General features: G+C 71.6%; 23 protein-coding genes. 9 read left to right on the top strand and 14 right to left on the bottom strand.

What is annotated here, in order from left to right:
- The first annotated feature begins 144 nt into the window (after nucleotides 1-144).
- Nucleotides 145-1,536, top strand: coding sequence for an alpha/beta hydrolase (locus ACWC09_RS40400; protein ID WP_450856051.1), 1,392 nt, complete (start codon nucleotides 145-147; stop codon nucleotides 1,534-1,536).
- Nucleotides 1,537-1,687: 151 nt separating this feature from the next.
- Entirely contained in the window at nucleotides 1,688-2,470 is a 783-nt protein-coding gene (locus ACWC09_RS40395; RefSeq protein ID WP_450856050.1) for a restriction endonuclease, read from the top strand.
- Nucleotides 2,471-2,498: 28 nt separating this feature from the next.
- On the opposite strand, the gene katG is transcribed toward ACWC09_RS40395, so the two are convergent.
- The 8 genes from katG to ACWC09_RS40355 form a co-directional block, all read right to left on the bottom strand.
- Nucleotides 2,499-4,694, bottom strand: coding sequence for a catalase/peroxidase HPI (gene katG, locus ACWC09_RS40390; RefSeq protein ID WP_450856049.1), 2,196 nt, complete (start codon nucleotides 4,692-4,694; stop codon nucleotides 2,499-2,501).
- Nucleotides 4,695-4,718: 24 nt separating this feature from the next.
- Nucleotides 4,719-5,156, bottom strand: a complete 438-nt coding sequence (locus ACWC09_RS40385; RefSeq protein ID WP_356355441.1) for a Fur family transcriptional regulator — start codon at nucleotides 5,154-5,156, stop codon at nucleotides 4,719-4,721.
- 281 nt (nucleotides 5,157-5,437) lie between these two features.
- Nucleotides 5,438-6,139 (bottom strand): cupredoxin domain-containing protein, encoded by a 702-nt coding sequence (locus ACWC09_RS40380; RefSeq protein ID WP_450856048.1) that lies wholly within the window; start codon nucleotides 6,137-6,139, stop codon nucleotides 5,438-5,440.
- Nucleotides 6,127-6,642 carry a hypothetical protein gene (locus ACWC09_RS40375; RefSeq protein ID WP_450856047.1) on the bottom strand — a complete coding sequence of 172 codons (516 nt, stop codon included), beginning with the start codon at nucleotides 6,640-6,642 and terminating at the stop codon, nucleotides 6,127-6,129. The genes ACWC09_RS40380 and ACWC09_RS40375 overlap by 13 nt, the downstream gene beginning before the upstream one ends.
- A gap of 111 nt (nucleotides 6,643-6,753) precedes the next feature.
- Nucleotides 6,754-7,773 (bottom strand): cupredoxin domain-containing protein, encoded by a 1,020-nt coding sequence (locus ACWC09_RS40370; RefSeq protein ID WP_450856046.1) that lies wholly within the window; start codon nucleotides 7,771-7,773, stop codon nucleotides 6,754-6,756.
- A gap of 66 nt (nucleotides 7,774-7,839) precedes the next feature.
- Nucleotides 7,840-9,174 (bottom strand): copper resistance CopC/CopD family protein, encoded by a 1,335-nt coding sequence (locus tag ACWC09_RS40365; RefSeq protein ID WP_450856045.1) that lies wholly within the window; start codon nucleotides 9,172-9,174, stop codon nucleotides 7,840-7,842.
- Nucleotides 9,171-9,788: a hypothetical protein gene (locus tag ACWC09_RS40360; RefSeq protein WP_450856044.1), complete on the bottom strand. Its 618-nt coding sequence runs from the start codon at nucleotides 9,786-9,788 to the stop codon at nucleotides 9,171-9,173. The genes ACWC09_RS40365 and ACWC09_RS40360 overlap by 4 nt, the downstream gene beginning before the upstream one ends.
- Nucleotides 9,789-10,031: 243 nt before the next feature.
- Nucleotides 10,032-10,685 carry a helix-turn-helix transcriptional regulator gene (locus tag ACWC09_RS40355; protein ID WP_450856043.1) on the bottom strand — a complete coding sequence of 218 codons (654 nt, stop codon included), beginning with the start codon at nucleotides 10,683-10,685 and terminating at the stop codon, nucleotides 10,032-10,034.
- A gap of 120 nt (nucleotides 10,686-10,805) precedes the next feature.
- Between ACWC09_RS40355 and ACWC09_RS40350 the strand changes: the two genes are divergently transcribed.
- The 4 genes from ACWC09_RS40350 to ACWC09_RS40335 all read left to right on the top strand — a co-directional run bounded on the left by ACWC09_RS40350 (nucleotide 10,806) and on the right by ACWC09_RS40335 (nucleotide 17,064).
- Nucleotides 10,806-11,342: a DUF2231 domain-containing protein gene (locus ACWC09_RS40350; protein ID WP_450856042.1), complete on the top strand. Its 537-nt coding sequence runs from the start codon at nucleotides 10,806-10,808 to the stop codon at nucleotides 11,340-11,342.
- A 99-nt stretch (nucleotides 11,343-11,441) separates the two neighbouring features.
- Nucleotides 11,442-11,789, top strand: a complete 348-nt coding sequence (locus ACWC09_RS40345; protein WP_450856041.1) for a hypothetical protein — start codon at nucleotides 11,442-11,444, stop codon at nucleotides 11,787-11,789.
- 99 nt (nucleotides 11,790-11,888) lie between these two features.
- Nucleotides 11,889-16,094: a molybdopterin-dependent oxidoreductase gene (locus ACWC09_RS40340; protein ID WP_450856040.1), complete on the top strand. Its 4,206-nt coding sequence runs from the start codon at nucleotides 11,889-11,891 to the stop codon at nucleotides 16,092-16,094.
- Between the two features lie 16 nt (nucleotides 16,095-16,110).
- Nucleotides 16,111-17,064 carry an XdhC family protein gene (locus tag ACWC09_RS40335; RefSeq protein ID WP_450856039.1) on the top strand — a complete coding sequence of 318 codons (954 nt, stop codon included), beginning with the start codon at nucleotides 16,111-16,113 and terminating at the stop codon, nucleotides 17,062-17,064.
- 334 nt (nucleotides 17,065-17,398) lie between these two features.
- Here ACWC09_RS40335 and ACWC09_RS40330 read toward each other — a convergent pair whose 3' ends face one another.
- From ACWC09_RS40330 to ACWC09_RS40320, 3 genes are all read right to left on the bottom strand, one after another.
- Nucleotides 17,399-18,016, bottom strand: coding sequence for a DUF305 domain-containing protein (locus ACWC09_RS40330; protein ID WP_450856038.1), 618 nt, complete (start codon nucleotides 18,014-18,016; stop codon nucleotides 17,399-17,401).
- Between the two features lie 85 nt (nucleotides 18,017-18,101).
- Entirely contained in the window at nucleotides 18,102-18,500 is a 399-nt protein-coding gene (locus tag ACWC09_RS40325; RefSeq protein ID WP_450856037.1) for a DUF6153 family protein, read from the bottom strand.
- 40 nt (nucleotides 18,501-18,540) lie between these two features.
- Complete coding sequence (locus tag ACWC09_RS40320; protein ID WP_450856036.1) at nucleotides 18,541-19,020, bottom strand: DUF5990 family protein; 480 nt, start codon at nucleotides 19,018-19,020, stop codon at nucleotides 18,541-18,543.
- Nucleotides 19,021-19,127: 107 nt separating this feature from the next.
- Between ACWC09_RS40320 and ACWC09_RS40315 the strand changes: the two genes are divergently transcribed.
- A complete protein-coding gene (locus tag ACWC09_RS40315) occupies nucleotides 19,128-19,715 on the top strand; it encodes a hypothetical protein (RefSeq protein WP_450856035.1) in 588 nt (195 codons plus the stop codon).
- A 38-nt stretch (nucleotides 19,716-19,753) separates the two neighbouring features.
- Nucleotides 19,754-20,488 (top strand): YcnI family copper-binding membrane protein, encoded by a 735-nt coding sequence (locus ACWC09_RS40310; protein WP_450856034.1) that lies wholly within the window; start codon nucleotides 19,754-19,756, stop codon nucleotides 20,486-20,488.
- Nucleotides 20,489-20,645: 157 nt separating this feature from the next.
- Here ACWC09_RS40310 and ACWC09_RS40305 read toward each other — a convergent pair whose 3' ends face one another.
- Both ACWC09_RS40305 and ACWC09_RS40300 read right to left on the bottom strand, forming a co-directional pair.
- On the bottom strand, nucleotides 20,646-20,801 hold the full coding sequence (locus ACWC09_RS40305) for a hypothetical protein (RefSeq protein WP_450856033.1): 156 nt from the start codon (nucleotides 20,799-20,801) through the stop codon (nucleotides 20,646-20,648).
- 66 nt (nucleotides 20,802-20,867) lie between these two features.
- The gene (locus tag ACWC09_RS40300) at nucleotides 20,868-21,374 is read right to left on the bottom strand and encodes a MarR family winged helix-turn-helix transcriptional regulator (protein ID WP_450856032.1); all 507 of its coding nucleotides are present in this window, start codon (nucleotides 21,372-21,374) and stop codon (nucleotides 20,868-20,870) included.
- A 121-nt stretch (nucleotides 21,375-21,495) separates the two neighbouring features.
- Here ACWC09_RS40300 and ACWC09_RS40295 point away from each other — a divergent pair, with 121 nt between their 5' ends.
- Nucleotides 21,496-22,011, top strand: coding sequence for a YceI family protein (locus ACWC09_RS40295; protein ID WP_450856031.1), 516 nt, complete (start codon nucleotides 21,496-21,498; stop codon nucleotides 22,009-22,011).
- Between the two features lie 6 nt (nucleotides 22,012-22,017).
- On the opposite strand, the gene ACWC09_RS40290 is transcribed toward ACWC09_RS40295, so the two are convergent.
- The gene (locus ACWC09_RS40290) at nucleotides 22,018-23,838 is read right to left on the bottom strand and encodes a hypothetical protein (protein WP_450856030.1); all 1,821 of its coding nucleotides are present in this window, start codon (nucleotides 23,836-23,838) and stop codon (nucleotides 22,018-22,020) included.
- Nucleotides 23,839-23,995: the final 157 nt, after the last annotated feature.

Below are 23,995 nucleotides of genomic sequence, written 5' to 3'. Positions count from 1 at the left end.
CTGGGACGGGGACGCCGGAACTCGGCCGTTCGGAGGCTTAAGTTGTGCATCTTATTGACGGCTGCAAGAAAATAGCCCTAAGTTCGCTGGCGCTCGTTCAGTGCACTGAGCCTCCGCTCCCCCCTCCCCACAGGAGCCGCCCCCATGCCTGCCAGCACCCGCACCCGCACCCGCCGCACCCGTCTGCGCATCGCCCTGGCCGCCCTGGCCACGCTGACGTCCGCGGCCCTCACCACCCTCCCCTCGGCCGCCCGGACGGACACGGCCGTTTCCGGTCAGCTCACCGGTACCCTCACCGACGGCGCCACCTGGGTCGCGGACGTCCCGGAGCACTGGAACGGCACCCTGCTGATCTTCAGCCACGGCTTCGGCCCCACCGTCGCCAGGGACGCCCCCACCGACGCCGTACGCACACAGCTGCTGGCCGAGGGCTACGCGATGGCCGGGTCGTCCTACGACCCCCATGGCTCGATGTGGGCCCTGAACAGCGCCGAACGCGACCAGTTCGCCACCCTCGACGCCGTCACCGCGAAGATCGGCAGGCCGCACCGCACCCTCGCCATCGGCCAGTCCATGGGCGGACTCGTCAACGCCCAGCTCGCCCGTGACGGCGCCGGCCGCATCGACGGCGCGCTCGGTGTGTGCGGCCTGGTCGCGGGCGGCACCGACCTGGACAACTACCAGCTGGACGCCGAGTACACGATCGCCCGGCTGTTCCTGTCCGAGCAGGACGTCAAGCTGGTCCGCTTCGGCTCCTCCGACGAGGCGGCCGGCACCGCCAAGAAGCTCACCGACGCCGTCACGGCCGCGCAGGCCACCCCGCAGGGCCGCGCCCGGGTCGCGCTCGCCGCGGCCTTCCTCAACCTGCCCGGCTGGTCGCCCGGCAGGACCAAGCCCGCGCCGACCGACTGGGCGGGTCAGGAGGCACAGCAGTACGACTGGTTCGCGCAGGGCATCCTGTCGTTCGTCGAGGGCGGCCGGTACGCGATCGAGCAGTCCGTCGGCGGCAACAACTCCTGGAACAAGGGCATCGACTACGGCCGTCTGCTCGCCGGTTCCGCACACGCACCCCAGGTCCGTGCCCTCTACCAGGCAGCCGGTCTCGACCTGCGAGCCGACCTGAAGTCCCTGACCAAGGGCGCGTCGGTCACCGCCGACCCCGCCGCGGTCCGTACCGCCCAGCGCACCTCCTCCGCCGGTCAGGGCCTCGGTGTACCGCTGCTGGACATCCACACCACCGCCGACAACCTGGTTCCGGTGCAGCAGGAGAACCGCTTCGCCGCCCGGGTACGTGCCTCGGGCGACGGAGCACTGCTCCGCCAGGCCTTCGTCGAGCGGCAGGGCCACTGCGCCTTCACCACCGCCGAGACCGTCGCCGCCCTCCACGCCCTGGAACACCGCGTCGACACCGGCCGCTGGGACGACGTGGCGACGCCGACCGCGCTCCAGAAGTCCGCCACCGCACTCGGCCTGGATGGCGCGGCGTATGTCCCGTACTACCCGGCCCGTCTCACGGTCGGCCGCGAGGATCGGTGAAGGGTCCGGGCGGGGCGGTCTTGAGGCGGCCTCGTCTCCACCGCGTACACCCTGAGAACAGAACGAACCGGCCGACCTGGCCGATATGCCGTCTTTCCGGCCGCCCGGTCCCTGTTCACACTGCCCATGAGGGGATCGGGGGGTGGTACGGATGGCCGCGCAGCGCAGAGGACGGAAGCAGCGCAGAGGGCGGAAGAGGCAGCGGTCGGCGGGACGGGACGCGCTCTCGCGCCGGGCCGGTGCCGGGCTCGCGGGCTTGCTGGCGCTGGCCGTGTTCTGGTCGGCGATCTGGATGTACGTCGTCGGGGCCGTCGTAGCGGCTGCTGTCGGTGGGGCGGTCTGGTGGCTCTGGCGTACCGACCGGATTCTGCGCGGGCGGGATCGGGACTGGCGGGAGCAGGACGCGGTCGCGGCCGGGCGTCGGTCGCTGGCCGAGGTGGACGCCATGACCGGCACGGAGTTCGAGGAGTTGGTGGCCGCGCTGTGCCGGCGGGACGGGTGCCGTGAGGTGCGGCGCGTCGGCGGGTCCGGGGACCAGGGGGCCGATGTCGTCGGGCGGTTGCCGGACGGGCGGGCGATGGTCGTGCAGTGCAAGCGGTATGCGCCGAGTGCGGTCATCGCCAGCCGGGAGGTGCGGGATCTGCTCGGGTCCAAGGTGCACTTCGGGGCGGATGTCGCGGTGTTCGTGACGACGACCCGGTTCAGCCGTCAGGCCATGGACGTCGTGCTGAAGAACGGCATCATCGCCGTCAACCGCGACCTGTTGGGACTGTGGAACAGCGGCGCCTCGCTGCCGTCCCTTTTCGGCGTCAACGGTTCCGGGCAGGGCGACGCCCGTCACCAGGCGCGCTGGCGGACGACGTACGGGCGCAAATGGCGACGTCCGGGCCGCCCCCTGCGGGACGGCCCGGACGTCAGCGGTCTGGCTCAGTGACCGTGGCCCTGCTCAGTGACCTCGCGGATCAGGCGATGTCGAAGCGGTCCGCGTTCGAGACCTTGACCCAGGCCGCGACGAACTCCTTGACGAACTTCTCCTTGGCGTCGTCGGAGGCGTAGACCTCGGCGAGCGCGCGCAGCTCGGAGTTGGAGCCGAAGACCAGGTCGGCACGGGTGCCGGTCCACTTGACCTCGCCGGTCGCGTCGTCGCGGCCCTCGAAGGTCGTCTGGTCCTCGGACGTCGACTTCCAGGTCGTGCCCAGGTCGAGCAGGTTGACGAAGAAGTCGTTCGTGAGCTTGCCCGGGGTCTCGGTGAAGACGCCGTACGCGGTGTCCTGGTAGTTGGCGCCCAGGACACGCAGGCCGCCGACCAGGACGGTCAGCTCGGGGGCGCTCAGGCCGAGCAGGTTCGCCTTGTCGAGCAGCAGGTACTCGGCCGGCAGGCGGTTGCCCTTGCCCTGGAAGTTGCGGAAGCCGTCGGCGGTGGGCTCGAGGGCTGCGAAGGACTCCGCGTCCGTGTGCTCCTCCGTGGCGTCCACGCGGCCCGGCGTGAAGGGCACCTCGACGTCGAAGCCGGCGTCCTTGGCGGCCTTCTCCACGGCGGCCGCGCCACCGAGGATGATCAGGTCGGCCAGGGAGACCTTCTTGGCGCCGGTGTTGAAGCCGGCCTGGATGCCCTCCAGGACACGCAGGACCTGGGCGAGCTTGTCGGGCTCGTTGACCTCCCAGCCGGCCTGCGGCTGGAGGCGGATACGGGCGCCGTTGGCACCGCCGCGCTTGTCACTGGTGCGGTGGGTCGACGCGGACGCCCAGGCGGTGGAGACCAGCTGGGAGACCGTCAGGCCCGAGTCGAGCAGCTGGGCCTTCAGGGCCGCCACGTCGGCTGCGTCGATGGCCTCGCCCTCGGCCGCCGGCAGCGGGTCCTGCCACAGCAGCGTCTCCTCCGGGACCTCCGGGCCGAGGTACAGGGACTTCGGGCCCAGGTCACGGTGGGTCAGCTTGTACCAGGCGCGGGCGAAGGCGTCCGCGAACTGGTCGGGGTTCTCGTAGAAGCGCTGCGAGATCTCCTTGTAGACCGGGTCGAACTTCAGCGACAGGTCGGTCGTGAGCATCGTCGGGAGCTTCTTCTTCGACGCGTCGTGCGCGTCCGGGATGATCGCCTCGGCGTTCTTCGCGACCCACTGGTGGGCGCCGGCCGGGCTGGCGCTCAGCTCGTACTCGTACTCGAAGAGGTTCTTGAAGAAGCCGTTGCTCCACTGGGTCGGCGTGGCGGTCCAGGTGACCTCCAGGCCGGAGGTGATCGCGTCGCCGCCCTTGCCGGAGGCGTAGGTGGACGCCCAGCCCAGGCCCTGCGCCTCGATCGGGGCGGCCTCGGGCTCGGGGCCGACGTTCTCCGCGGGGCCGGCGCCGTGGGTCTTGCCGAAGGTGTGGCCACCGGCGATGAGGGCGACGGTCTCCTCGTCGTTCATCGCCATCCGGCGGAAGGTCTCACGGATGTCGCGGGCCGCGGCGATCGGGTCCGGGTTGCCGTTCGGGCCCTCCGGGTTGACGTAGATCAGACCCATCTGGACCGCGCCGAGCGGGCTCTCCAGGTCACGGTCGCCCGTGTAGCGCTGGTCGTCCAGCCAGACCTTCTCGGGGCCCCAGTAGACGTCCTCCTCCGACTCCCAGACGTCCTCACGGCCGCCGCCGAAGCCGAAGGTCGTGAAGCCCATGGTCTCCAGCGCCACGTTGCCGGCGAGGATCATCAGGTCGGCCCAGGACAGCGCCTGGCCGTACTTCTTCTTGACCGGCCACAGCAGCCGGCGGGCCTTGTCCAGGTTGCCGTTGTCCGGCCAGCTGTTCAGCGGGGCGAAGCGCTGCTGACCGGCGCCGGCGCCGCCGCGGCCGTCGCTGATGCGGTAGGTGCCCGCGCTGTGCCAGGCCATACGGATCATCAGCGGGCCGTAGTTGCCGAAGTCGGCCGGCCACCAGTCCTTGGAGTCCGTCAGCACCTCGGCGATGTCCTGTTTCACCGTCGGGAGGTCGAGGCCGTTGAACGCCTCGGCGTAGTCGAACTCCTCACCCAGCGGGTTCGCCACGGCCGGGTTCTTGGCAAGGATCTTCAGGTTGAGCCGCTCCGGCCACCACTGGCGGTTGCCGCCGCCCTGGGTCGGGTGCAGGGCGCGCGCGTCGTGTGCCACCGGGCACTTCGCCTCTACGGCGTCGTTGTTCTCAGTCATGGGAATCCTTCCGGGGGTTGGTGCTCAGGCCGTGCGTGCGGAGGAACAGTCGGGGCACAGGCCCCAGTAGATGACCTCGGCCTCGTCGATCGCGAAGCCTCGGTCGTCCGAAGCGGTGAGACAGGGGGCATGACCGACCGCGCAGTCGACGTCGAAGACGGCGCCGCACGACCGGCACACGAGGTGGTGGTGGTTGTCACCGACCCTTCCCTCGAACCGGGCCGGGCTGCCGGGCGGCTCGATGCGCCGTACCAGGCCCGCGCCGGTCAGGGCGTGGAGCGCCTCGTACACCGCTTGAAGGGATATGTGGCCGACCCGGCCGCGCACGCCCGTGGCGATCGCGTCGACGTCGAGGTGGTCACCCTCGCGGACGGTCTCGAGCAGTGCGACGCGGGCGGCGGTCACCCGCAGGCCGGCACCGCGCAGCTCATCGGCGGTGGTCGGGGGCTGGGGTGCAGTCATGGCGCCCAACCTACATCCATAAACACGAACGATTCAAGAAAACGAACCGTACAGGTTTGGTGTCCGGCCGATTGCCTCACGGTGGATCCCCGCAGATCAAGGGGTTCGCACCACTGTTCACGCATACGGGCGAACCCGTGGAGGGATGTCCGACATGTCCCTTCCTCCTGCGCTCTGCCGGAGAGCGTGGGTGTCCCCCTGACAGCGGTCGTCGCCCACGGCAGGTGTGCCGGGGCGACGGTGCTGTTGGTCGTGCTGGTGGTGCTGGGGCAGACGTGATGTCAGTCGCCGCTCCGGGACGCGGCGGCCGACCGTGAGCCGACCAGCAGCAGACACAGGACCGCGACGCCCGCGACCACGCCGGTCAGGAGCAGCAGTGGCTCCAGGGGGCGGGTGTCGGAGGCCGCGCCGGTGGTGTCGAGGGCGGGCTGGGCCGCGCCGGCAGCGGCGGAAGGGGTGGGGGACGGCGCGTCCGACGCGGGGGCGGCGGCCGACTTCGTGGCCTTCCCGGGGCTTGCTGTGCCCATGCCCGGCATGTCCGCCATGGCGGTCGACGCGGACCGTGTGGCGGGTACGGCGGCGGGTGCCGAGGTGTGGTGCTCGTGGACCGGCGCCCGCGTGGTCGGGGCGGCGGCGGGCCTGACCACCAGCTGGGCCGTCATACCCGGGTGGACGGTACAGACGTAGCCGTACGTCCCCGCCGCGGTGAAGGTGTGGCTCCAGCTGCCGCCCTTGTTCAGCATCGAGGAGTGGACCGACGCGGGGCCGGAGGTGGTCTTCACGTCATGGGGTGCCTGGTCCTGGTTGGTCCAGGTGACCGTGTCCCCGGCCGTGATGGTGAGGGCGCGGGGGCTGAACGCGTAGCCGGACATGACGACTTGGTGCGCGGTGGCGGCCTGCGCCGGGGAGGCGGGCAGCACGGTGACGGGTGCGGCCACGAGGAACGCGGCGAGCAGGGTGCGCGGGACGGTCAGGCGGGGCATGTGAACTCCGCGGCGACGAGCAGCCGGACACGGGCTGCGGGGCGGGTGCGGGGGAGGGTGAGGCCGGTCCTGCTGCGCAGCGGGCGGTACGGCATCCCGAGCGTGCCGAGGACCAGAAGCCGCTCGGCGGTGCGCTCGACGACGCGGAAGCCGAAGACGGCCTCGGCCGGGTCGCCGGACAGGGCGAGCTCGCCGGGGACATGCAGCCGGGTGGCCTCGTCCGTGGGCGTGAGGCTCGTACTGACGAACGTCAGCACCCTGCCGCCCAGCGGCCGGCCCGCGAGCTCCAGGCTCAGCACACAGTCGTCGGAGTCGGGCGCCACGGTGAGGGTCGCGTCCAGGGCGGTGAGCCGGCGGCGCAGGGTGGTCAACGGGCCGAAACGCGCGGTCAGTTCGACGATGCAGCGGTCCGGGGCGGCGGTGTAGGTGCCGGGGTCGGGCAGCCAGTCCGGTCCGGGGACGGGCGGCGGAAGGGGTGCTGTGGGAAGGGTCTCGGTGGTCATCTCGGCACCTCGGTGGGCGAGCGGAGTGACGGGCGGGGAGAATGAGGAGTGCGGCGGGCCGGCCGACTGCGACTCGGCCGGCCCGCCGCGTCCTGCTGAAGCGGGGGAAGGTCAGCAGGACTTGGTGAGGTAGTTCTGGGTCGGGGCGAGCAGGTGCTCGGCCCAGACGGTGTGCATCTTGACGTAGGCGTCCGGGTTCAGAAGGTCCGAGACCTGCTGGCCGAGGGACTCCTCCAGATGCGCCGAGTTGATGTGCTGCAGCAGCACGCTGAGGGTGTCGTCGGAGACGCTGCCGGCGCCGTTGACGGCGGGCGTGAGGATCGACTCGATCCAGACGGTGTGCATCTTGATGTAGCTGTCGAGCTTCAGCGCGTCCTGGACCTGCTGGCCCGGGGACTCCTCCAGGTGCGCCTTGTCGATGTGCTGGAGGATCGGCAGCAGCACCTGCTGGACGCTGACGCACTGCTCGTCACCGCCGTCGCCCCCGCCGCTCGTACCGCCGGAACTGCTGCCCCCGCCGGTCGAACCGCCCGTGGAGCCACCGGTGGAACCGCCGGTGCCGCCGCCGGTCGAGCCACCCGTGGAGCCACCGGTCGAACCTCCCGTCGAACCACCCGTGCTGCCCCCGGTGCTACCGCCGGAGGAGCCCGAGTCGTCGGCGACCACGGTGATCGAGGCCGTCATGTCCGGGTGGACCGCGCAGTAGTAGTCGTACGTCCCCGCCTTGGTGAAGGTGTACGACCAGCTGTCGCCCTTCTGCAGGGACCCGGAGTCGAACTTGGCCGGGCCGCTGGTGGTGGTGACGGTGTGCGGAGCGCTGTCCTCGTTGATCCACTTCACCGTGTCGCCGACCTTCACCGTCAGCTTCGGCTGGGCGAACTTGTAGTTCGTGATCTTGATGGTGTAGTCGGCGGCCGAGGTATCGGAGGCCGAGTGGTCCATGTCCGTCATCGACTGGGCGGCGGCGGCCGGCGCGGCCTGCTGCGGGGTCGCGGCCCCGGCGGACGCCTGCAGCAGACCCAGCCCGGCGACGGCCGCGATGCCCGCGCCCACGCCGGTGGCCAGCAGCACCCGGTTGCCCACCCGGGAGCGCCGGGGGCGCGGGGGAGCGGTGGTTTCTTCAGTGTGCATGGTGGTGCGTCTCCCTTGTGAGATTCCCCTGACCCTTGTGCGGGGAGGGGATGGGGCGGATGCCGGTCAGCGGCCGGGGGCGGACGTGACCAGCAGACTCGTCGCGGCGAGCACGACGAGGACGAGCCCCGTCTCCGCCGCGACCGAGTGGACGAAGGGCCGTACGGTGGCGCGGTCGCCGCGCAGCAGTACGGCGATGTCGAGCCGGGTCCTCACCCAGCCGCGGCTGCGCTGCGCGATCACCAACACCAGGGCCAGTACGGCGAGTTTGAGCAGGAGCAGCCGCCCGTAGCCGGTGTGGAAGAGGGCGTCGAAGGAGCCGACGATCTGCCAGGTCAGCACGGTTCCGGCGGCCGCGATCGCGGTGACGGAGACCGCGGCCAGGGTGGAGTAGCCGGACACGACGGCCGACAGCTCCTCGGGCCGGCGCCGGGGCAGCACCCCCAGCAGGAGGAGTGTCAGCCCGCCGAGCCACAGCGAGACGCCGAGCAGATGCACCAGGTCGGCCACCGCGCCCCAACCCGGGTGCGTGCCCTCGGAGTTGTGCCCGGTCATGCTCGTCGTCCGCAGCAGCCCGAGGGCCACCGCCAGGGCACCGACGCGCCAGCCGGGAGAGCGGGCCGCCCGGTCACCGCCCTGCAGGACGGCGGCCAGGACGATGGCCGCGAGCACCCACATCAGCACCCGGCAGGCGGCGACGATGCCGACCTCGGTGTTCAACAGGTCGGTGTAGGTGGCCCGTTGGAACACGTCACCGAGGGGGCCCATCGCGCCGTACGCGCCCTGGAGGCCCGGCGCGAGCAGGCTCGCGGCGAGACCGGCGGTCCAGGAGAGGGTGAGGATGCGGCGGGAACGGCGGTCTCGGGCGCCGTCCGGCCAGAGCAGCGCGACGAAGGCGAGGCCGCCGACGTAGAGGGCGAGCGAGAGGTAGCCGATCCAGCGGACGGCGGCCCAGGCCTTGCGGACCGTCTCGCTGGGCTGGGGGGCGGCTTGGGCCGGGGACTCGGATGCGGCGGCACCGGCGGACGCGGCCTTCGCTGCCAGGCGGAAGGCGAGCGTGCCGGAGGTGGGATGCCCGTCCTCCATGTCAAGTACCTGCCAGACCAGGGTGAGGCGGTCCTCGCCGGTGGTCCTCGGGACGGTGACCTGGACGGAGTTGCCGCCCTGCCCGGTCCTCGACAGCTTCAGCTGCTTGCCGGCCGCCCTGATGTGGACGTCGTCGAGTTCGACCGGCTCGCTGAACGTCAGACGGACGGTGGCCGGGGTGTGGGTGAGGCGGGCGCCGGCCTTGGGGCTGGAGGAGTCCAGCTCCGTGTGGGCCGAGGCCGGGGGCGCGGCGAGGAGGAGGGCGGTGAGGGCGGCGAGGAGGACGAACAGCAGGGACGGGGTGCGGGGCCTCATGGGAGGAGCTCCGGCAGGACGGAGGGGGAGGCCACGCCGACACAGAGGGAGGAGAGGGTGTCGGTGCCGGCCGAGGCGGAGGGCGAGGGGGACGGGGAGGCCGATGGGGCCAGGAGGCCGTCGAGGAGGCCGGTGACCGGGGTGGCCACGCCGTTCAACAGGGGCTTCACAAGGCTGACTTCGCCTTCCTGGCAGCTGTCCGAAGGGGTGGGAGACGGGGGCGGGGTGGGTGCCGGCGAGGGGGAGGTCGATCCGGTCCCGCCGCCCTCGCCGCCGGTGCCGTGATCGTGGCCGCCTGCTCCGCCCGTGGGTGACGTACCGCCGGCCACGGGGATTCCGGCGTCGCCGCCTCCCGCCCAGTAACCGCCTGCCGTGCCCGACCCCGTGGTTCCGGCGGAGGTGTCGGGCGGGCCGGTCTCGGAGCGGGCCGTGGGCTGGTGGGTCGCGGACGGGGCGGGGGAGGCCGGCGGGGCCGCGGTGTCGACGGTCGGTGGCGTGGAGACACCGATGCCCGAGGCGTATCCGAGGACGACGACGACGGCCGCGACGAGCGCGCCCGCGACGACCTCGTCGCGATGGTCTCCTGGCCAGGAAGCCCTGGCGAAGAAGGACATGGTCCCTCCTGACGCTGTGCGTGAACGGCGGTGACCAGGAGTGCACAGCTGGGACGATTCCCACCCGCTACGCGTCCGTTAATCGATCGTTTCGTTGCCTCTTAATCGACCTGGGGTGCTCTGTGAGAACGGACCTCACCGCCCCAATGGGCGTATTGCATTTCGTGAAGAAATCGGAGGGAACGTGAATTCGAACGCGCAGGGTATTTCTTTCTTCACCGAATCACCGTGAATGCATATGCCTTATGTGTCGGTGTGCAACTCGACGCAGCACGCGCCTTGTCGAGGCGTCAGTACCGCGGTGGTCTCGCGATGGCCGGAGGCGGCGAGGCAGCCGGAGAGGAACGCGTGGTTCATGCCGCAGATCAGATCCGGGGCCTGTGCGGCGACCGGATGGAAAGGGCAGTTGCGCAGCACCGTGCGGCCGGCGCCCGCGTCCTCCGGCTCGAATCCGAGGGATTCCAGGACGGCCTTGACATCCCCGGCACCGGCCCCGGCGCCGAGCGCTTCGCCCTGTTCCCCGGCGACCCGGAAAGCGGCCTCCTGTGCGCCCTCGCCGGGCTGCTGCGCGGTCAGGGCCTCGGTGAGGAGGGAGGCCAGCAGATCGTGGCGGCGTGGGGGGAGGCTCAGGGAGAGGGTGTGCGGACTGGGCTCGTAGACCTTGGGGGCACGGCCGACGCGGCGGGGGGCGCGACCGCCGTGCCGTGCTTCCAGCAGCCCGGACGCGACGAGTTTGTCCAGGTGGAACGCGGCGAGCTTCCGGGAGATCCCGACGGCCGCGGAGGCCTCTTCCCGGGTCACCGGGCGGTTGGCCCGCCGTACGAAGTCGAGCAGCCGCCGACGTGACTCGTCGCCGAGAACGGCGAGTGCGGCGAACGGTTCCGAGCCGGAGGACACGGAGCCAAGGTAACTCCGGACGAGCCCGATGGGCTCCCCCTCTCCTCGCCCCGACCCTTGACCCCGACCCGAATAAGACCAACACTTGTTGGTGAAATGCCTCGCAGGTGAGGTGATCCCATGACCGTCGACAGTGGTCTGCGTCAGGCGAAGCGACCGGTCAGCGGTGCGCTGGCCGGGCCGTACGGGCATCCCTTCCATCCGATCCTCGTCACCGTGCCGATCGGGGCCTGGGTGTCCAGCCTGGTCTTCGACATCGCGTCCAAGATCGTCGGCCGGCCGGGGTTCCTGACCCACGGGTCGGCCTGGCTGATCGCCATCGGTGTGGTCGGTGCCCTCGTCGCGGCCTGCGTCGGGTTTCTCGATCTGTTCGGGATTCCCGGCGGGACGCCGGCCTTCCGCACCGCGCTGGTGCACATGTCCCTCAACCTCACCGTGACCGCCGCGTACGCGGTCGGTTTCCTCTGGCGGCAGGGCGGCGGCTATGCGGGAGGGCAGAGCGTCGGCAACGGGCAGCTGACGCTCTCCGCCGCCGCCCTCGCCCTCCTCGCCGTCTCCGGCTACCTCGGCGGCAAGCTCGCCTACCACTACGGCGTCCGCGTCGCCGCCGAGTCCGTGCAGGCGGAGGGGTTCCGCCGCGGCCGTACGCCCGCCTGAGCCGCACTCCCGACCACGGGAACCGGCCCCGAGGCGGTCCGCGCCGGCAGCAGGGTGGGTCCCCCAGTTCGAGCGCGGCCGAGAGTGGGGAGGGCGGCCTTGCTTCCCTTTTCCGCTCCCCTCGCCGCCAGTAAGGGCGCCCCGGCGTGGACCGGCTTCGGCCTGCTCGTCGCCGTCGCCGTCGCCCTGCTCGGCTTCACCCTGCTCGCCCGCTGGATTCCCGTGTACCGCACGGTCCCCGCCGGCGGCGAGGAGAGCACCTTCGCCGAACGGCACCTCCCCGTCCCCGTCGTGGCCGCCAACGGGCTCCTCGGCGCCACCACCCTCGTCCTCGTGCCGCTCGCGGCCCTCGGTGTCGGCGGCAGCCGAACAGCGGCTGACATCCGGCCCGTTCCCCGTCGCAAGATCTCTCACAGCGCCCTCCCCGCCCCTGTGCGCCCGGTGTAACCCCTGATGACCGGCTCAGGAGACACCCGTGTAATGGGCATTTCGTACCGTCACGGAAGCTCCACCCGTACGGGACGATCATGAGAGGCAGGGGTGCCCGTGGCCGCGCCGGACTCGCGGAACGCCGACACGAGGAAGGTGCGGACGGTCTGCTCCTACTGCGGTGTGGGCTGCGGCATCGTCCTCGACGTCGGGATGGGGCCCGACGGGCGTCGTACGGTCCTCAAGGCCACCGGCGACAAGGAGCACCCCGCGAACTTCGGCCGTCTGTGCACCAAGGGCGCGACCACCGCCGACATGCTCTCCGCACCGGGACGGCTGGCCACCGCGCTCGTCCGCCCCGACCGGGGTGAGGAGCCGGTGCCGAGCGGGGTGGGGGCGGCGATCAGCGAGACGGCTCGGCGGCTGCGAGCCATCCTCGACCGGCACGGGCCGGACGCCCTCGCCTTCTATGTCTCCGGGCAGATGAGCCTGGAGGCCCAGTACCTGGCGAACAAGCTCGCCAAGGGGTTCGTGCGGACCAACCAGATCGAGTCCAACTCGCGGTTGTGCATGGCCAGCGCGGGCACGGGTTACAAGCTGTCCCTCGGCGCGGACGGGCCTCCGGGCTCGTACCAGGACTTCGACCGCGCCGATCTCTTCCTCGTCATCGGCTCCAACATGGCCGACTGCCACCCCATCCTCTTCCTGCGGATGATGGAGCGGGTGAAGTCGGCGGGCGCCAAGGTCGTCGTCGTCGACCCCCGGCGCACCGCGACCGCCGAGAAGGCCGATCTGTTCCTGCAGATCAAGCCGGGAACCGATCTCGCCCTGCTGAACGGGTTGTTGCACCTCCTTCACGAGAACGGGCACACCGACCCCGAGTTCATCGCGCGCCACACGGACGGCTGGGACGACATGCCCGCCTTCCTCGCCGACTACCCGCCCGCCGCCGTCGCCGAGATCACCGGTCTCGCCGAGGACGACATCCGCGCGGCGGCCCGGCTGATCGGCGAGGCGGGGGAGTGGACGAGCTGCTGGACCATGGGGCTCAACCAGTCCACGCACGGCACCTGGAACACCAACGCGCTGGTCAATCTGCATCTGGCGACGGGGGCCATCTGCCGCCCCGGCAGCGGTCCCTTCTCCCTCACCGGGCAGCCCAACGCCATGGGCGGGCGGGAGATGGGGTACATGGGGCCCGGACTGCCCGGCCAGCGGTCCGTGCTCGTCGCCGAAGAGCGGGCGTTCGTCGAGGAGTTGTGGGGCCTTACGCCGGGGAGCATGCGGGCCGACGGGGTCGGCAAGGGCACCGTCGAGATGTTCCAGAAGATGGCCGACGGGGAGATCAAGGCCTGTTGGATCATCTGCACCAACCCCGTCGCCTCCGTCGGCAACCGCAAGACCGTCATCGAAGGCCTGGAGGCCGCCGAATTCGTCGTCACCCAGGACGTGTTCGCCGAGACCGAGACCAACGCCTACGCCGACGTCGTCCTGCCCGGCGCCCTGTGGACCGAGACCGAGGGCGTTCTCATCAACAGCGAGCGCAACCTCACCCTCGCCCGGCCCGCCGCCGACGCGCCCGGCGAGGCGATGGCCGACTGGCGGATCATCGCGGGTGTCGCACGGGAGATGGGCTTCGAGGACGGCTTCTCGTACGACAGCGCCGAGGAGGTCTTCGAGGAGATCAAGCGGTGCCGGAACCCGAGGACGGGGTGGGACCTGCGCGGGGTGACCTACGAGCGGTTGCGGGAGACGCCCGTGCAGTGGCCGGCGGCGAGCGAGGAGGGGAGCGACCGCAATCCCATCCGGTACGTCGACGGCGAGGACGGCTCGCTCACCTTCCCCACCGCGAGCGGACGCGCCGCGTTCTTCGCCCGGCCGCACATTCCGGCCGCCGAAATGCCGGACGACGACTATCCGTTCGTCCTCAACACCGGGCGGTTGCAGCACCAGTGGCACACGCTCACCAAGACCGCGAAGGTGGCCAAGCTCAACAAGCTCAACCCCGGGCCGTTCGTGGAGCTGCATCCGGAGGACGCCGCCGACCTCGGTGTCACCGACGGTGATTCGGTGGAGGTCGCGTCGAGGCGCGGGCGAGCTGTGCTGCCGGCGGTGGTCACTGACCGCGTACGGGCCGGGAGTTGCTTCGCCCCCTTCCACTGGAACGACCTGTTCGGCGAGTACCTCAGCGTCAACGCCGTGACCAGCGACGCCGTCGATCCGCTGTCCTTCCAGCCCGAGTTGAAGGTGTGCGCGGTGTCGCTGACCAAGGTCTCGACGCCGGTGACGGTCCGAACTCCGGGGCAGGAAACGGAAGTCGAGATCGTGCGGGCAGCGGCCGTGGTGCCCACCCCCTCCGACCCCTTCGGGCTCGAACCCGCACCGCCGCCGGTCCTGTCCGCGCAGGAACGGCAGTACCTGGTCGGCTTCCTCGCCGGCATCCCCTCCGGCGCGCCCGGCGTGCCGGTGCTCCCGCCGGACGCGCCCTTCAGCCCCGAGCACGCCCTGTGGGTGAACGGCGTGCTCGCCGGGATGTACTCCCGGACGGCCCCGGTCCCGGCGGTACCGGTACAGACCCTGCCCGCCGCCTCCGAGACCGTCGTCCGCCGCGAGGTCGTCATCCTGTGGGCCTCGCAGACCGGTAACGCCGAGGACTTCGCCGCCGCCACCGCCGAACGGCTCAAGACGGTCGGGCACGCGGCGTCCCTGCGCGGCATGGACGAGGTCGACCCGGCCACGCTCCCGGCCGAGGCCGATCTGCTGCTGATCACCAGCACCTTCGGCGACGGCGACGCCCCCGACAACGGCAGCGGCTTCTGGGAGACCCTGGTCGACCCGGACACCCCGCGTCTGGACGGCCGACGCTATGCCGTTCTCGCCTTCGGCGACTCCTCGTACGACGACTTCTGCGGTCACGGCCGCCGCCTCGACCAACGCCTCGACGAACTCGGCGCGCTACGACTGACCCCGCGCACGGACTGCGAACCGGACTACGAGGACGCGGCGCACGGGTGGCTGGACCAGGTCCTCACGGCACTCACGGGCGCGCCGGAGGGGCCTGGTGGCGGCCCGGGGACTTCGGCGGGCGGCCCGCAGGCCCTCTCCGACCGCCCGAACGGCTTCTCCCGCACACCGGAGCCGGGCCCCGCGGCGGCCCCCTCCACCGCCCCGACCGCCGTCAGCGCCCCGCCCCGCGCCAGGAAACCCGCCCCCGTCCTTGCCCGCCTCACCGGCAACCGTCTCCTCAGCCTCCCCGGCGCGGGCAAGGAAGTCCGGCGGTTCACCTTCGACACCCGTGACAGCGAGACACCCCTCCTCTACGACGCCGGTGACGCGCTCGGCGTGCGGCCGCTCAACTCCCGTGAGCTGGTGGGGGAGTGGCTCGCGGTCACCGGCCTCGACGCGGACACCGCCGTGGAGCTCAACGCCGTGGGCGAAGTCCCGCTCCACGAAGCCCTGTTGCGGCATCTCGACATCACCCGGATCACCCCCGGCCTGCTCCGCTTCGTCACCGAACGGGCCCGTGACCCACGGGAGTTGAAGAAGCTGATGCGTCCCGACAACAAGGGCGAGCTGGCCAAGTGGTCGTGGGGCCGGCAGGCCGTGGACGTCGTCGCCGAGCACGGTGTGCGGGCCGACGCGCAGGAGTGGGCCGACACGCTGGGGCGGCTGCAGCCGCGGCTGTACTCCATATCGTCCAGCCCGCTGACCGACCCGCACCTGGTCTCGCTCACCGTCTCCGTCGTCCGCTACGAGAACCTGGCCGGCCGCCCGCGCCAGGGCGTCTGCTCCCCGTTCCTGGCCGACGCCGAACCCGACACCCCGGTGCCGGTCCACGTCCAGCGCTCCGCCCACTTCCGCCCGCCCGCCGACCCGGCCACACCGATGGTGATGGTCGGGCCCGGTACCGGGGTCGCGCCCTTCATGGGCTTCCTCGAGCAGCGCCGCGCCCTCGGCCACCGCGGCCCCAACTGGCTCTTCTTCGGCGAGCAGCACAAGGCGACCGACTTCTACTACGAGGAGGAGCTCGCCGGCCTCCTCGCCGACGGCACCCTCGACCGCCTGGACACCGCGTTCTCCCGCGACCAGCGGGCCAAGGTCTACGTCCAGGACCGTATGCGCGAACACGGCACCCAGCTGTGGTCCTGGCTCCAGGACGGCGCCCACTTCTATGTGTGCGGCGACGCGTCCCGTATGGCCAAGGACGTCGACCAGGCGCTGAAGGACATCGCCGTGGTGCACGGCGGGCTGGACGAGACGGGCGCGGCGGCGTACGTGAAGCAGCTGGCGACCGACAAGCGATATGTCAGGGACGTCTACTGAAACTAGGCTTTCCTCCATGAGGGAACTTGCGGACACAGCACGGCAGTGGGCGGCCCAGCACCGTACGGCGGTCCTCGCGCGGCCCCTCACCGAGCGTGGCTTCGGGCCACGGCATCCCGCCGACGCGATCTTGATCGACGCCGAGGGGAACTGTCACGGCACGCTCTACCGCGGCGCCTTCGACCGGCAGCTGGTCGACGAGGCCGCCTCGCTGCTGCCCGGGCACACCTCTCGGGTGGTCCCGGTGGCCGTGCACGACGACGGGGTGCGGGACGCCGGGCTGACCTGCGGAGGCCAGGCCGAGATCCTGCTCCAGCCGCTGCCCTCCCTGCCCGCCCGCTGGTGGGAGCTGCTCGGTTCGGGCACCGACGCGGCGCTCGTCACCTGGCTCGACGAGCGGCGCACGCACGCCGTCAGCGCCGTCGTGACCCGGGACGGACGGGCCGACGGCCCGGACGTGCCGCCGCAGGCCGCCGAGCGCGCCCGTGAGCTGCTGGTCCGGCACCGTGCGGGACGCGAGGTGCACGCCACCGACGCCGGGCTGTGCCTCGTCGAGACCTGCCCCGCCGTCCCGCATCTGGTCGTCGTCGGCGGCGGCGAACTCGCCGAACTCCTCGTCGCCCAGGCCGGATTGCTCGGCTGGCAGGCCACCGTCACCTCGACCGCGCAGGACGCCGGCAAGCTGCTCGCCGAACGCCCCGCATGCGTGTGTCTGGTCATGCTGAGCCATGAGCCCGACGTGGACGTCCCGACCCTGCACACCGCGCTCACCTCCGGCATTCCGTACGTCGGTGCCCTCGGCTCCCGTCACACCCAGGAGCGCCGAGCCGCCGGGCTGACGGAGGCGGGCCTCGGCGACCGACACCTCGGGCGCATCCACGGGCCCATCGGCCTCGACATCGGCGCCCGTACCCCGGCCGAGACGGCCATGGCCATCTGCGCGGAGGTACTGGCGGCGCTCGGCAAGTAGCTCCCTTGCGCAGCAGCCGACGCGGCCGGCGCGGCCGGTGACGGTCGCCTTCGAGTGCCGGACCAGCGGGGTGCAGGGCGCTGCGCTTCCTGATCGTCGTCACCGGCACCGACGGCCACCGTCGACGACACCCCGTTCGGGCGCAGCACCGCCTCCTCCGGCCGAGGTCCGCACCGCCTGCGGCAGCACGGTCCTCGGCCCGTTGCTCCGGCCCGGCAACGCCTCCGCACCGTCCACCACCGCATCGGGCGCGTCGAGCACTTCACCGGCCGCGACCTGTCCCGTCTGCGCGAGCGGCTCGGACTGCGGGCGGCGTTGTGGTGCCGGGCGGGTGCTACTTCTTTCCGAGAAGCTTGTTCATCTCGGTGATCTCGGCGGTCTGGCCGCTGATGATGTCGCCGGCCATGGAGACGGCCGGGGCGTAGGAACCCTTGGCCTTCTCGGTCCTGGCCATCTCGATGGCACCGTTGTGGTGCTCGATCATCATGGTCAGGAACATGGTGTCGAACTCCTTGCCGGACATGTTCTTCAGTTCCGTCATGTCCTTGCCGCTCATCATTCCGGCCATCGCGGACATCGACGGCATCGGCGAGGACATGTCCATGCCCATGTTCCAGGACTTCATCCAGCCGTTCATCATCTGGATCTCCGGGTCCTGAGCCTTCTCGATACGCGCCGCGAGGTCCTTCACCTTGGGCGACGAGGCCCGGTCGGCGGCGAGCTTCGCCATCTCCAGGGCCTGCTGGTGGTGCGGGACCATGCCCTGCGCGAAGGTCAGGTCCTGGTCGTTGTGCGCGGCGGCGCTCGACGAGGCCGAGGACGACGAGGCGGCATCGTGATGGCTGCTGCCGCTTCCGCTGCTGCTGTCGCTGCCGCTGTCGTTGCCGCAGGCGGTGAGGGCGAGGGAGGCGACGACCGCTGCCGCGATCAGGAACGTACGGGTGTTGCGCATGCTGGAACTCCTGCTGTGCGAAGGGGATTTCAGACGTGCCGGAGCGCACCGCGACGCCGTGTCACGGTCGTGGTGCGGGGTGCGTCTAGATCCGCAGGAGTTGGAGTTCCGCCAGATCGGGCGGCGCGCGGGCGCCGTCCGGGGCCGTACCCGCGTACGGGCACACGGTGTCGGGGCGGACGGGGACGGCCACCGGGTCGGCGACGAGTGCGGGCAGGCTGGGCCCGCCGCTCACCGCCCCCGACGCACAGGTCTGGTCGGCGTGCTGGACATGGCCGCCGCCGCAGTGCCCGTCGCCCGGGCAGTCGTCATGGACGCCGGACGCCACCGTCATGTACCGGGACGGGGTGGAGTGCGCCTCCACGGCGCCGCCGGGAGCCAGGGCGTGCATGCCGAGCAGCCCGGCCAGCAGCGCGAGCACCAGAAACGCCCGCCACCGCACGGGGTGCGGCGGCGCGGGTCGTTGCTGTGCGCGGGCTGTCACGGCGCTCATGTTACGCATGTGGCGCGGCCCGCGCGGACGATCACCCGACGCTGTGCGAACCGGCGGTCCATGTGATACGCGGCGGCACCACCCGCGCGCACAACGGGTTGCCGTTCGCGTCGGTCAGTCCCAGCCGCCCGACCAGCAGCCCTTCGCGCACGGCCGCGTCGAGCACGTCCCCCGGCACGGCGTCGAGCATCAGCTTGGCCCGCCGGAACACGGTGAACACGCCGGAGCCACAGGCCGTACCCCAGGAGAGATACACGAACCGACCTCCGGAACGCCCTTGCACATAAGGTCCCTTGACGTCCGTCCCCGCCGCCGAGGCGACGGCGGTGCACTCCAGCGTCCAGCTCACGGACCCGGCGTCGCCCGGCTGCGGATCCAGCAGCTCGGCCGGCCGGTCCCGTCGCTGCACGGCGACATGGATGTTCCGGTACGACGCCTCGCCCCCGTCGGGCCCGCAGCTGAGGCCGGGCAGGTCCACGCCGTCGACGCGGATACGCAGGTCGGCCGTCACGTCGTCACCGCCTCGGTCCGTTCCTTCCTGTGGGTTTCCAGTCTGCACCTGTGCGCCGCGGCATCCGCCGGGCGGGCCCGCCCCCGTGCGTGGCAGGATCGGGCGCCATGACGGCGTCTGCTTCGGTACGCGGGCTGCGCGCGGCGGTGTTCGCCGCGCTGTGTGTGCTGCTCGCGGCCGGGGGACACGCGCTGGCGACCGGGATGACCCCGGCCGTGTGGGTGCAGGCCGTCGGGTTCGTGCCGGTCTTCGGGGCCGGATATCTGCTGGGCGGCCGGGAGCGGTCACTGGGCGCCATCGGTGCCGGCACGCTCAGCGCCCAGGCCGGGCTGCACCTCACCTTCGACGCGGTACGACCGCACTCGGCGATGGTCATGCATGGCATGCGCATGTCGTCCCACGGCCACGCGGTCACCCCGCACGCCACCGTCGCCCACGTCGCGGCGGCCCTGGTGCTGACCTGGTGGCTGCGCCGCGGCGAGGCCGCCCTGTGGTCGCTGCTGCGCCGGACCGCCGCACTGGTACCGGGTCTGGTGGCCTGGTGGCGGGTGAGCGGCGGGTCGCGTCCGGTGCTGGACGCGCGAGATGTCGTACGACGCCTGTGTGCCGAGGGTTCGCGGCCGCCGAGGTCGCTCCTGCTGCGGCACGCGGTGCAGCGGCGTGGGCCGCCACCGGGGACTCCGTACCCGATCTGACCCCAACACACCTTTCCAGTACGGAGATTCACCCACCCATGTCCTCGGTACGCACCACCCTGCGCCGCGCCGGAGCCGTCACCGCCCTGGCCGCCACCGCCGTCCTCGCCGCGGCCGGCATCGCCTCCGCGCATGTCACCGTCCACCCCGACAGCTACGCCAAGGGCGCCACCGACGGCCTCCTGACCTTCCGCGTCCCCAACGAGGAGGACAGCGCGAGCACCACCAAGGTGCAGGTCTACCTGCCCACCGACCACCCCGTGCTCGGCGTCCTGGTCACCCCGCAGGACGGCTGGACCGCCAAGGTCACCACCACCAAGCTCAAGACGCCGGTGAAGACCGACGACGGCAGCATCACGGACGCCGTGTCCGAGATCACCTGGACCGGCGGGAAGATCGGGGCCGGGCAGTTCGAGGACTTCAACGTGGCCTTCGGGCAACTCCCCGACGACACGGACCAGTTGGCCTTCAAGACCCTGCAGACGTACTCCGACGGCAAGGTCGTCCGCTGGATCGAGGAGACCGAGCCGGGCGCGGACGAGCCGGAGAGCCCGGCACCGGTCCTCAAGCTGACGGCCAAGGGCGCGTCGGACGAGAGCGGCGCGCCGACCGCCTCCGCCTCGACGACGAAGACCACGGTCGCCTCCTCGAAGAGCAGCGACTCCACCGCGCGCGGACTCGGCATCGCCGGGCTGGTCGTCGGCGTGCTGGGGCTGGCGGCGGCCGGGCTCGCCGTCGCACGGGGTCGTCACAGCGGGGCGCGGCCCGAGTAGCCGACGCGTTTCGATGTCCTCGTGGCCCGGATCGCCGGCGGTGGGGTGAGTGCGGTCCCTGTGGGACTTCCCGTGCACTCCTCCGACGACGGGGATCCGGCCGCGAGCATGAGGCACGCCCGGTCCGCGACGACGAGTCGACCCGCCGAGATCCACGTCAGCCCACGACACGGCGGCTCCTGAGGCACTCGAGCATCTCGAACAGGTGCCGGCATTTCCCCGCGCCCACGCACCGGATCGCGGCCTCGGCGAAGTTCCCGCCGTCGTCCGGGAAGCGGAAGCGCAGCTCGTGCCCGGTGTACGGGGCCACCACCCGGGAGAAGGCGTGGCCCGGCCGGAGGCGGCGCTGCGCGAGCGGGGCGACGGTGAGGCGGCCGGCCTAGGGGGCCTGCGCCTCCGACTCCTCGAAGAGGTCCGGCAGCAGCCCGCACAGCGCGTCCCGCTGGGCCGGTCCCACGAAGCGGGCGAGGGCCGCGGTGACCGTCTCGGCGAGGGTGCCGGAGGCATCCGTCAGCAGGCCGCGGGCCTTCTCGGTGAGGGCGACCTCGACGCCCCGCCGGTCGCCGGAGACCGACTTGCGGGTGACGAGCCCGGCGTGCTGGAGACAGGCGATCTGGTACGTGAGCCGGGTCTTGGGGCGGCCCAGGAGCTCCGCGACCTGGGTCATGCGCAGGCCCGCGGGCTGCTCGGCGAGCAGGCACAGGATCAGGAACTCGTCGTGCGAGACGTCGAGCCGCTCCTTCACGACGGACCGCAACTGCTGCTCCACCGCCCCGGTGGCCGCCAGCAGCAACATCCATCCGCGCAGCTCCTTGGGCAGCAGTCCGCCCCCCTGCATGGACGGACATTCGAGCAGGTCGGCGGGGTTCTCGTCGGAGCGGGCCATGGTTGCAGTCTACCTGTTGTCCAATTTTGTACGAGCGGTTGTCCGGATTTGGATAATGGGCTAGCGTGCAGTCATCCAAATTTGAAGCAACCAAATTTGAATCACATCACTGGAGAAGATCATGACCGTCGCCGTGGAAACCGGTCTGTGGCAGCTCGACGCCGCCGCCACCACCGTCGCCCTGCGCCACAAGACGATGTGGGGCCTGGTGACCGTGAAGGGCACCTTCGGCGTCGTCGGCGGGCAGGGCGAGGTGAACTCCGGCGGCTCCGCCACCGGCACGATCACCCTGGACGCCGCCTCCCTCGACACGAAGAACAAGAAGCGGGACGAGCACCTGCGCTCCGCCGACTTCTTCGACGTCGAGAACCACCCCGAGATCACCTTCGCCGTCCGCAGCGCGGAGGTCCGCGCCGGTGACTCCGTCGAGGTGTCCGGTCAGCTGACCGTGCGCGGCATCAGCCGCCCGCAGACCGTCACCGCGCGCCTGGTCGGCGCCGACGCCGACGCCCTCACCCTGGAGACGGAATTCACCGTGGACCGCGGTGAGTTCGGCCTCGGCTGGAACCAGATGGGCATGATCCGCGGCCTGACGACCGTCGCCGCCTCGCTCCGCTTCGTGCGTACGGCGGGCTGACGACCGTCAGTGGGACCGGTGGGCCCGCCCGCCGGTGCCGTGGGACCGTGAGGTCCGGGCGCCGGCGCCGTGGGACGGTGTGGTCCGCGCACCGGTGCCGTCCACCCGCAGATGGACGTCCATGCTGGACAGCGTCTGCGGGGTCGGAGTGAAGACGCGCAGCCGCAGTTGCGCGTGCGGCCCCGGCAGGGTGAACCTCCCCTTGGCCGGCCGGATCACATAACTGGCCGTGGTGTGCCCGGGCAGGCTGGCCGGTCCCTTCAGGGTCGTCCAGTACTGGCGCAGGCCCTGGCCGACGGTGAGCATGAAGTGCGGTTCGAGGGCGCTGTCGTCCGTGTTGGTGACCCGCAGGGTCAGCCGGGTGACGACGTCCGCGTTCTTCGCGGCCCGGCGCACGGAGGCGATCTCCATCCGCAGCGGCGGCTTCCCGGTGACCGCGACGACGGCGCTCACCAGCGCCGGGGCGACCATCAGCGCGGCCGTCGCGACCAGTGCCGGACGCCGGTACCGGCCGGTCAGCAGGCGCGGGCGCGGCTGCCAGGCCCGCGTGAACTCGGACGGAGGTGCGGTGATCGCGCCCGCCAGCCACAGCGGGGTCATCATCAGGTAGTAGCCGTCCTGGGACCGGGTCGCCAGATAGAACGCGCACCAGGGCAGGATGGTCGCCGCCGGTCCCAGCCGGCGCATGAACAGGATCAGCAGCCCGAGCAGGGCCGCGGCCAGCAGCATGCTCGCGTGCCCGTACCAGTCGAGCCGGTCGCTGCCGTGCGTGTAGTACAGGGACACGCCCACCAGGCCCTGCCCGTGCAGCGTCGCCCCCTGGATCAGCGGCAGCGCGATACCGGTGGCCCAGGTGCCCGGCTCGCTCACGATGAAGTACGTGTTGATCAGCAGCCACACGGTCCCGGCGATACCGGCGATCCGCGCCACCACCAGCGCCGCGGCCCGTCCGCCCAGCTCGCCGCGGCGCACCGCGTAGATCCCGGCCAGCAGGAACGGCGCCAGGAACCACGGCAGCTGCTGCGCGGCACACGCGGCGCCCAGACAGGCGGCCCGCGCGATACCGGCCGCCCCGAGCCGGCCGCCCTGACCGATCCGCGGCCAGCGCACCACCACCGGGATCAGCAGGGCCAGCGCGGTGATCGCCGGGTAGCCCTCGCGGGCGTACGTCGGCAGGAACCCGAACCCGAGGCAGGCCATGGTGGCCGCCGACCGCCACTGCACGGGCAGCATCCGCCACAGCACGGCCGTGCCGACGATCAGCGCGCCCGTGCTCACGGCCGTCGCCGGGGCGCCGCCGTGGCCGATCCACAGCAGGGGTGCGGTGAGCAGCGGGGCGAGCGGGGGATAGCCGTACGTGAAGTCGTAGCCGCCGTTGAAGGTCGTGGTGAGGGCGATGCCCTTGGTGAAGAGCCAGGGCCAGGCCTGCCCGTAGACGGGGTGGCCGGCGGCCAGCTCCTTGGCGGCCTGGGTGGTCAGCACCGCCTCGTCGGAGCCGCCGTGGTTCATGGCCCACGCGCACAGGGCGAGGACCACGGCGATCACCAGGACGACGGCGTCGAGCCGGACGAGCGACCTGGCGCGGCGCACGACGAGCGCCAGCACGCCGCTGACCAGGATCGCGGCGTAACACACCGAGATGGCCACGGCGACCATCGGCCGGTGGCTCTCCGCCTGGGTCCAGATCGTGCGGGTGCCGATGAAGAGACTGATGTCGGCGAGCAAGGTCAGGACTCGGTGCCACTGCGCGGGCTGTTCCGGGAGGGCGGACACCGCCGACTGCGTCCGCCGACCGGGTGTCACCTGCTGTGTTTCTGCCAAGTGCACGGCATCGGACGGTAGTCGCGCCCGGTGAGCGGGGTGTCGCCGGAGGTGAAGAGTCCGGTGTGAGCCGGGTAAGACCTGTTTGCGTGGCTCGATGGTGCCCCAGAGTCGGTGGCGGACCGTGTCGCTGTTGGGCCGAACGGGTGACTTGGCGTAAGAA

The sequence above is a fragment of the Streptomyces sp. NPDC001617 genome, assembly GCF_053596855.1.
This window is presented reverse-complemented; position numbering and strand designations above follow the sequence as displayed.

Bases quoted from the DNA above. Each gene is read 5' to 3' on its own strand.
- ACWC09_RS40370 (WP_450856046.1), bottom strand. From the start codon at position 7,773: ATGCACACTGAAGAAACCACCGCTCCCCCGCGCCCCCGGCGCTCCCGG.
- ACWC09_RS40295 (WP_450856031.1), top strand. From the start codon at position 21,496: ATGACCGTCGCCGTGGAAACCGGTCTGTGGCAGCTCGACGCCGCCGCC.
- ACWC09_RS40300 (WP_450856032.1), bottom strand. From the start codon at position 21,374: ATGGCCCGCTCCGACGAGAACCCCGCCGACCTGCTCGAATGTCCGTCC.
- ACWC09_RS40385 (WP_356355441.1), bottom strand. From the start codon at position 5,156: ATGACTGCACCCCAGCCCCCGACCACCGCCGATGAGCTGCGCGGTGCC.
- ACWC09_RS40315 (WP_450856035.1), top strand. From the start codon at position 19,128: ATGACGGCGTCTGCTTCGGTACGCGGGCTGCGCGCGGCGGTGTTCGCC.
- ACWC09_RS40360 (WP_450856044.1), bottom strand. From the start codon at position 9,788: ATGTCCTTCTTCGCCAGGGCTTCCTGGCCAGGAGACCATCGCGACGAG.
- ACWC09_RS40365 (WP_450856045.1), bottom strand. From the start codon at position 9,174: ATGAGGCCCCGCACCCCGTCCCTGCTGTTCGTCCTCCTCGCCGCCCTC.
- ACWC09_RS40380 (WP_450856048.1), bottom strand. From the start codon at position 6,139: ATGCCCCGCCTGACCGTCCCGCGCACCCTGCTCGCCGCGTTCCTCGTG.
- ACWC09_RS40395 (WP_450856050.1), top strand. From the start codon at position 1,688: ATGGCCGCGCAGCGCAGAGGACGGAAGCAGCGCAGAGGGCGGAAGAGG.
- katG (WP_450856049.1), bottom strand. From the start codon at position 4,694: ATGACTGAGAACAACGACGCCGTAGAGGCGAAGTGCCCGGTGGCACAC.
- ACWC09_RS40335 (WP_450856039.1), top strand. From the start codon at position 16,111: ATGAGGGAACTTGCGGACACAGCACGGCAGTGGGCGGCCCAGCACCGT.
- ACWC09_RS40375 (WP_450856047.1), bottom strand. From the start codon at position 6,642: ATGACCACCGAGACCCTTCCCACAGCACCCCTTCCGCCGCCCGTCCCC.
- ACWC09_RS40310 (WP_450856034.1), top strand. From the start codon at position 19,754: ATGTCCTCGGTACGCACCACCCTGCGCCGCGCCGGAGCCGTCACCGCC.
- ACWC09_RS40330 (WP_450856038.1), bottom strand. From the start codon at position 18,016: ATGCGCAACACCCGTACGTTCCTGATCGCGGCAGCGGTCGTCGCCTCC.
- ACWC09_RS40400 (WP_450856051.1), top strand. From the start codon at position 145: ATGCCTGCCAGCACCCGCACCCGCACCCGCCGCACCCGTCTGCGCATC.
- ACWC09_RS40350 (WP_450856042.1), top strand. From the start codon at position 10,806: ATGACCGTCGACAGTGGTCTGCGTCAGGCGAAGCGACCGGTCAGCGGT.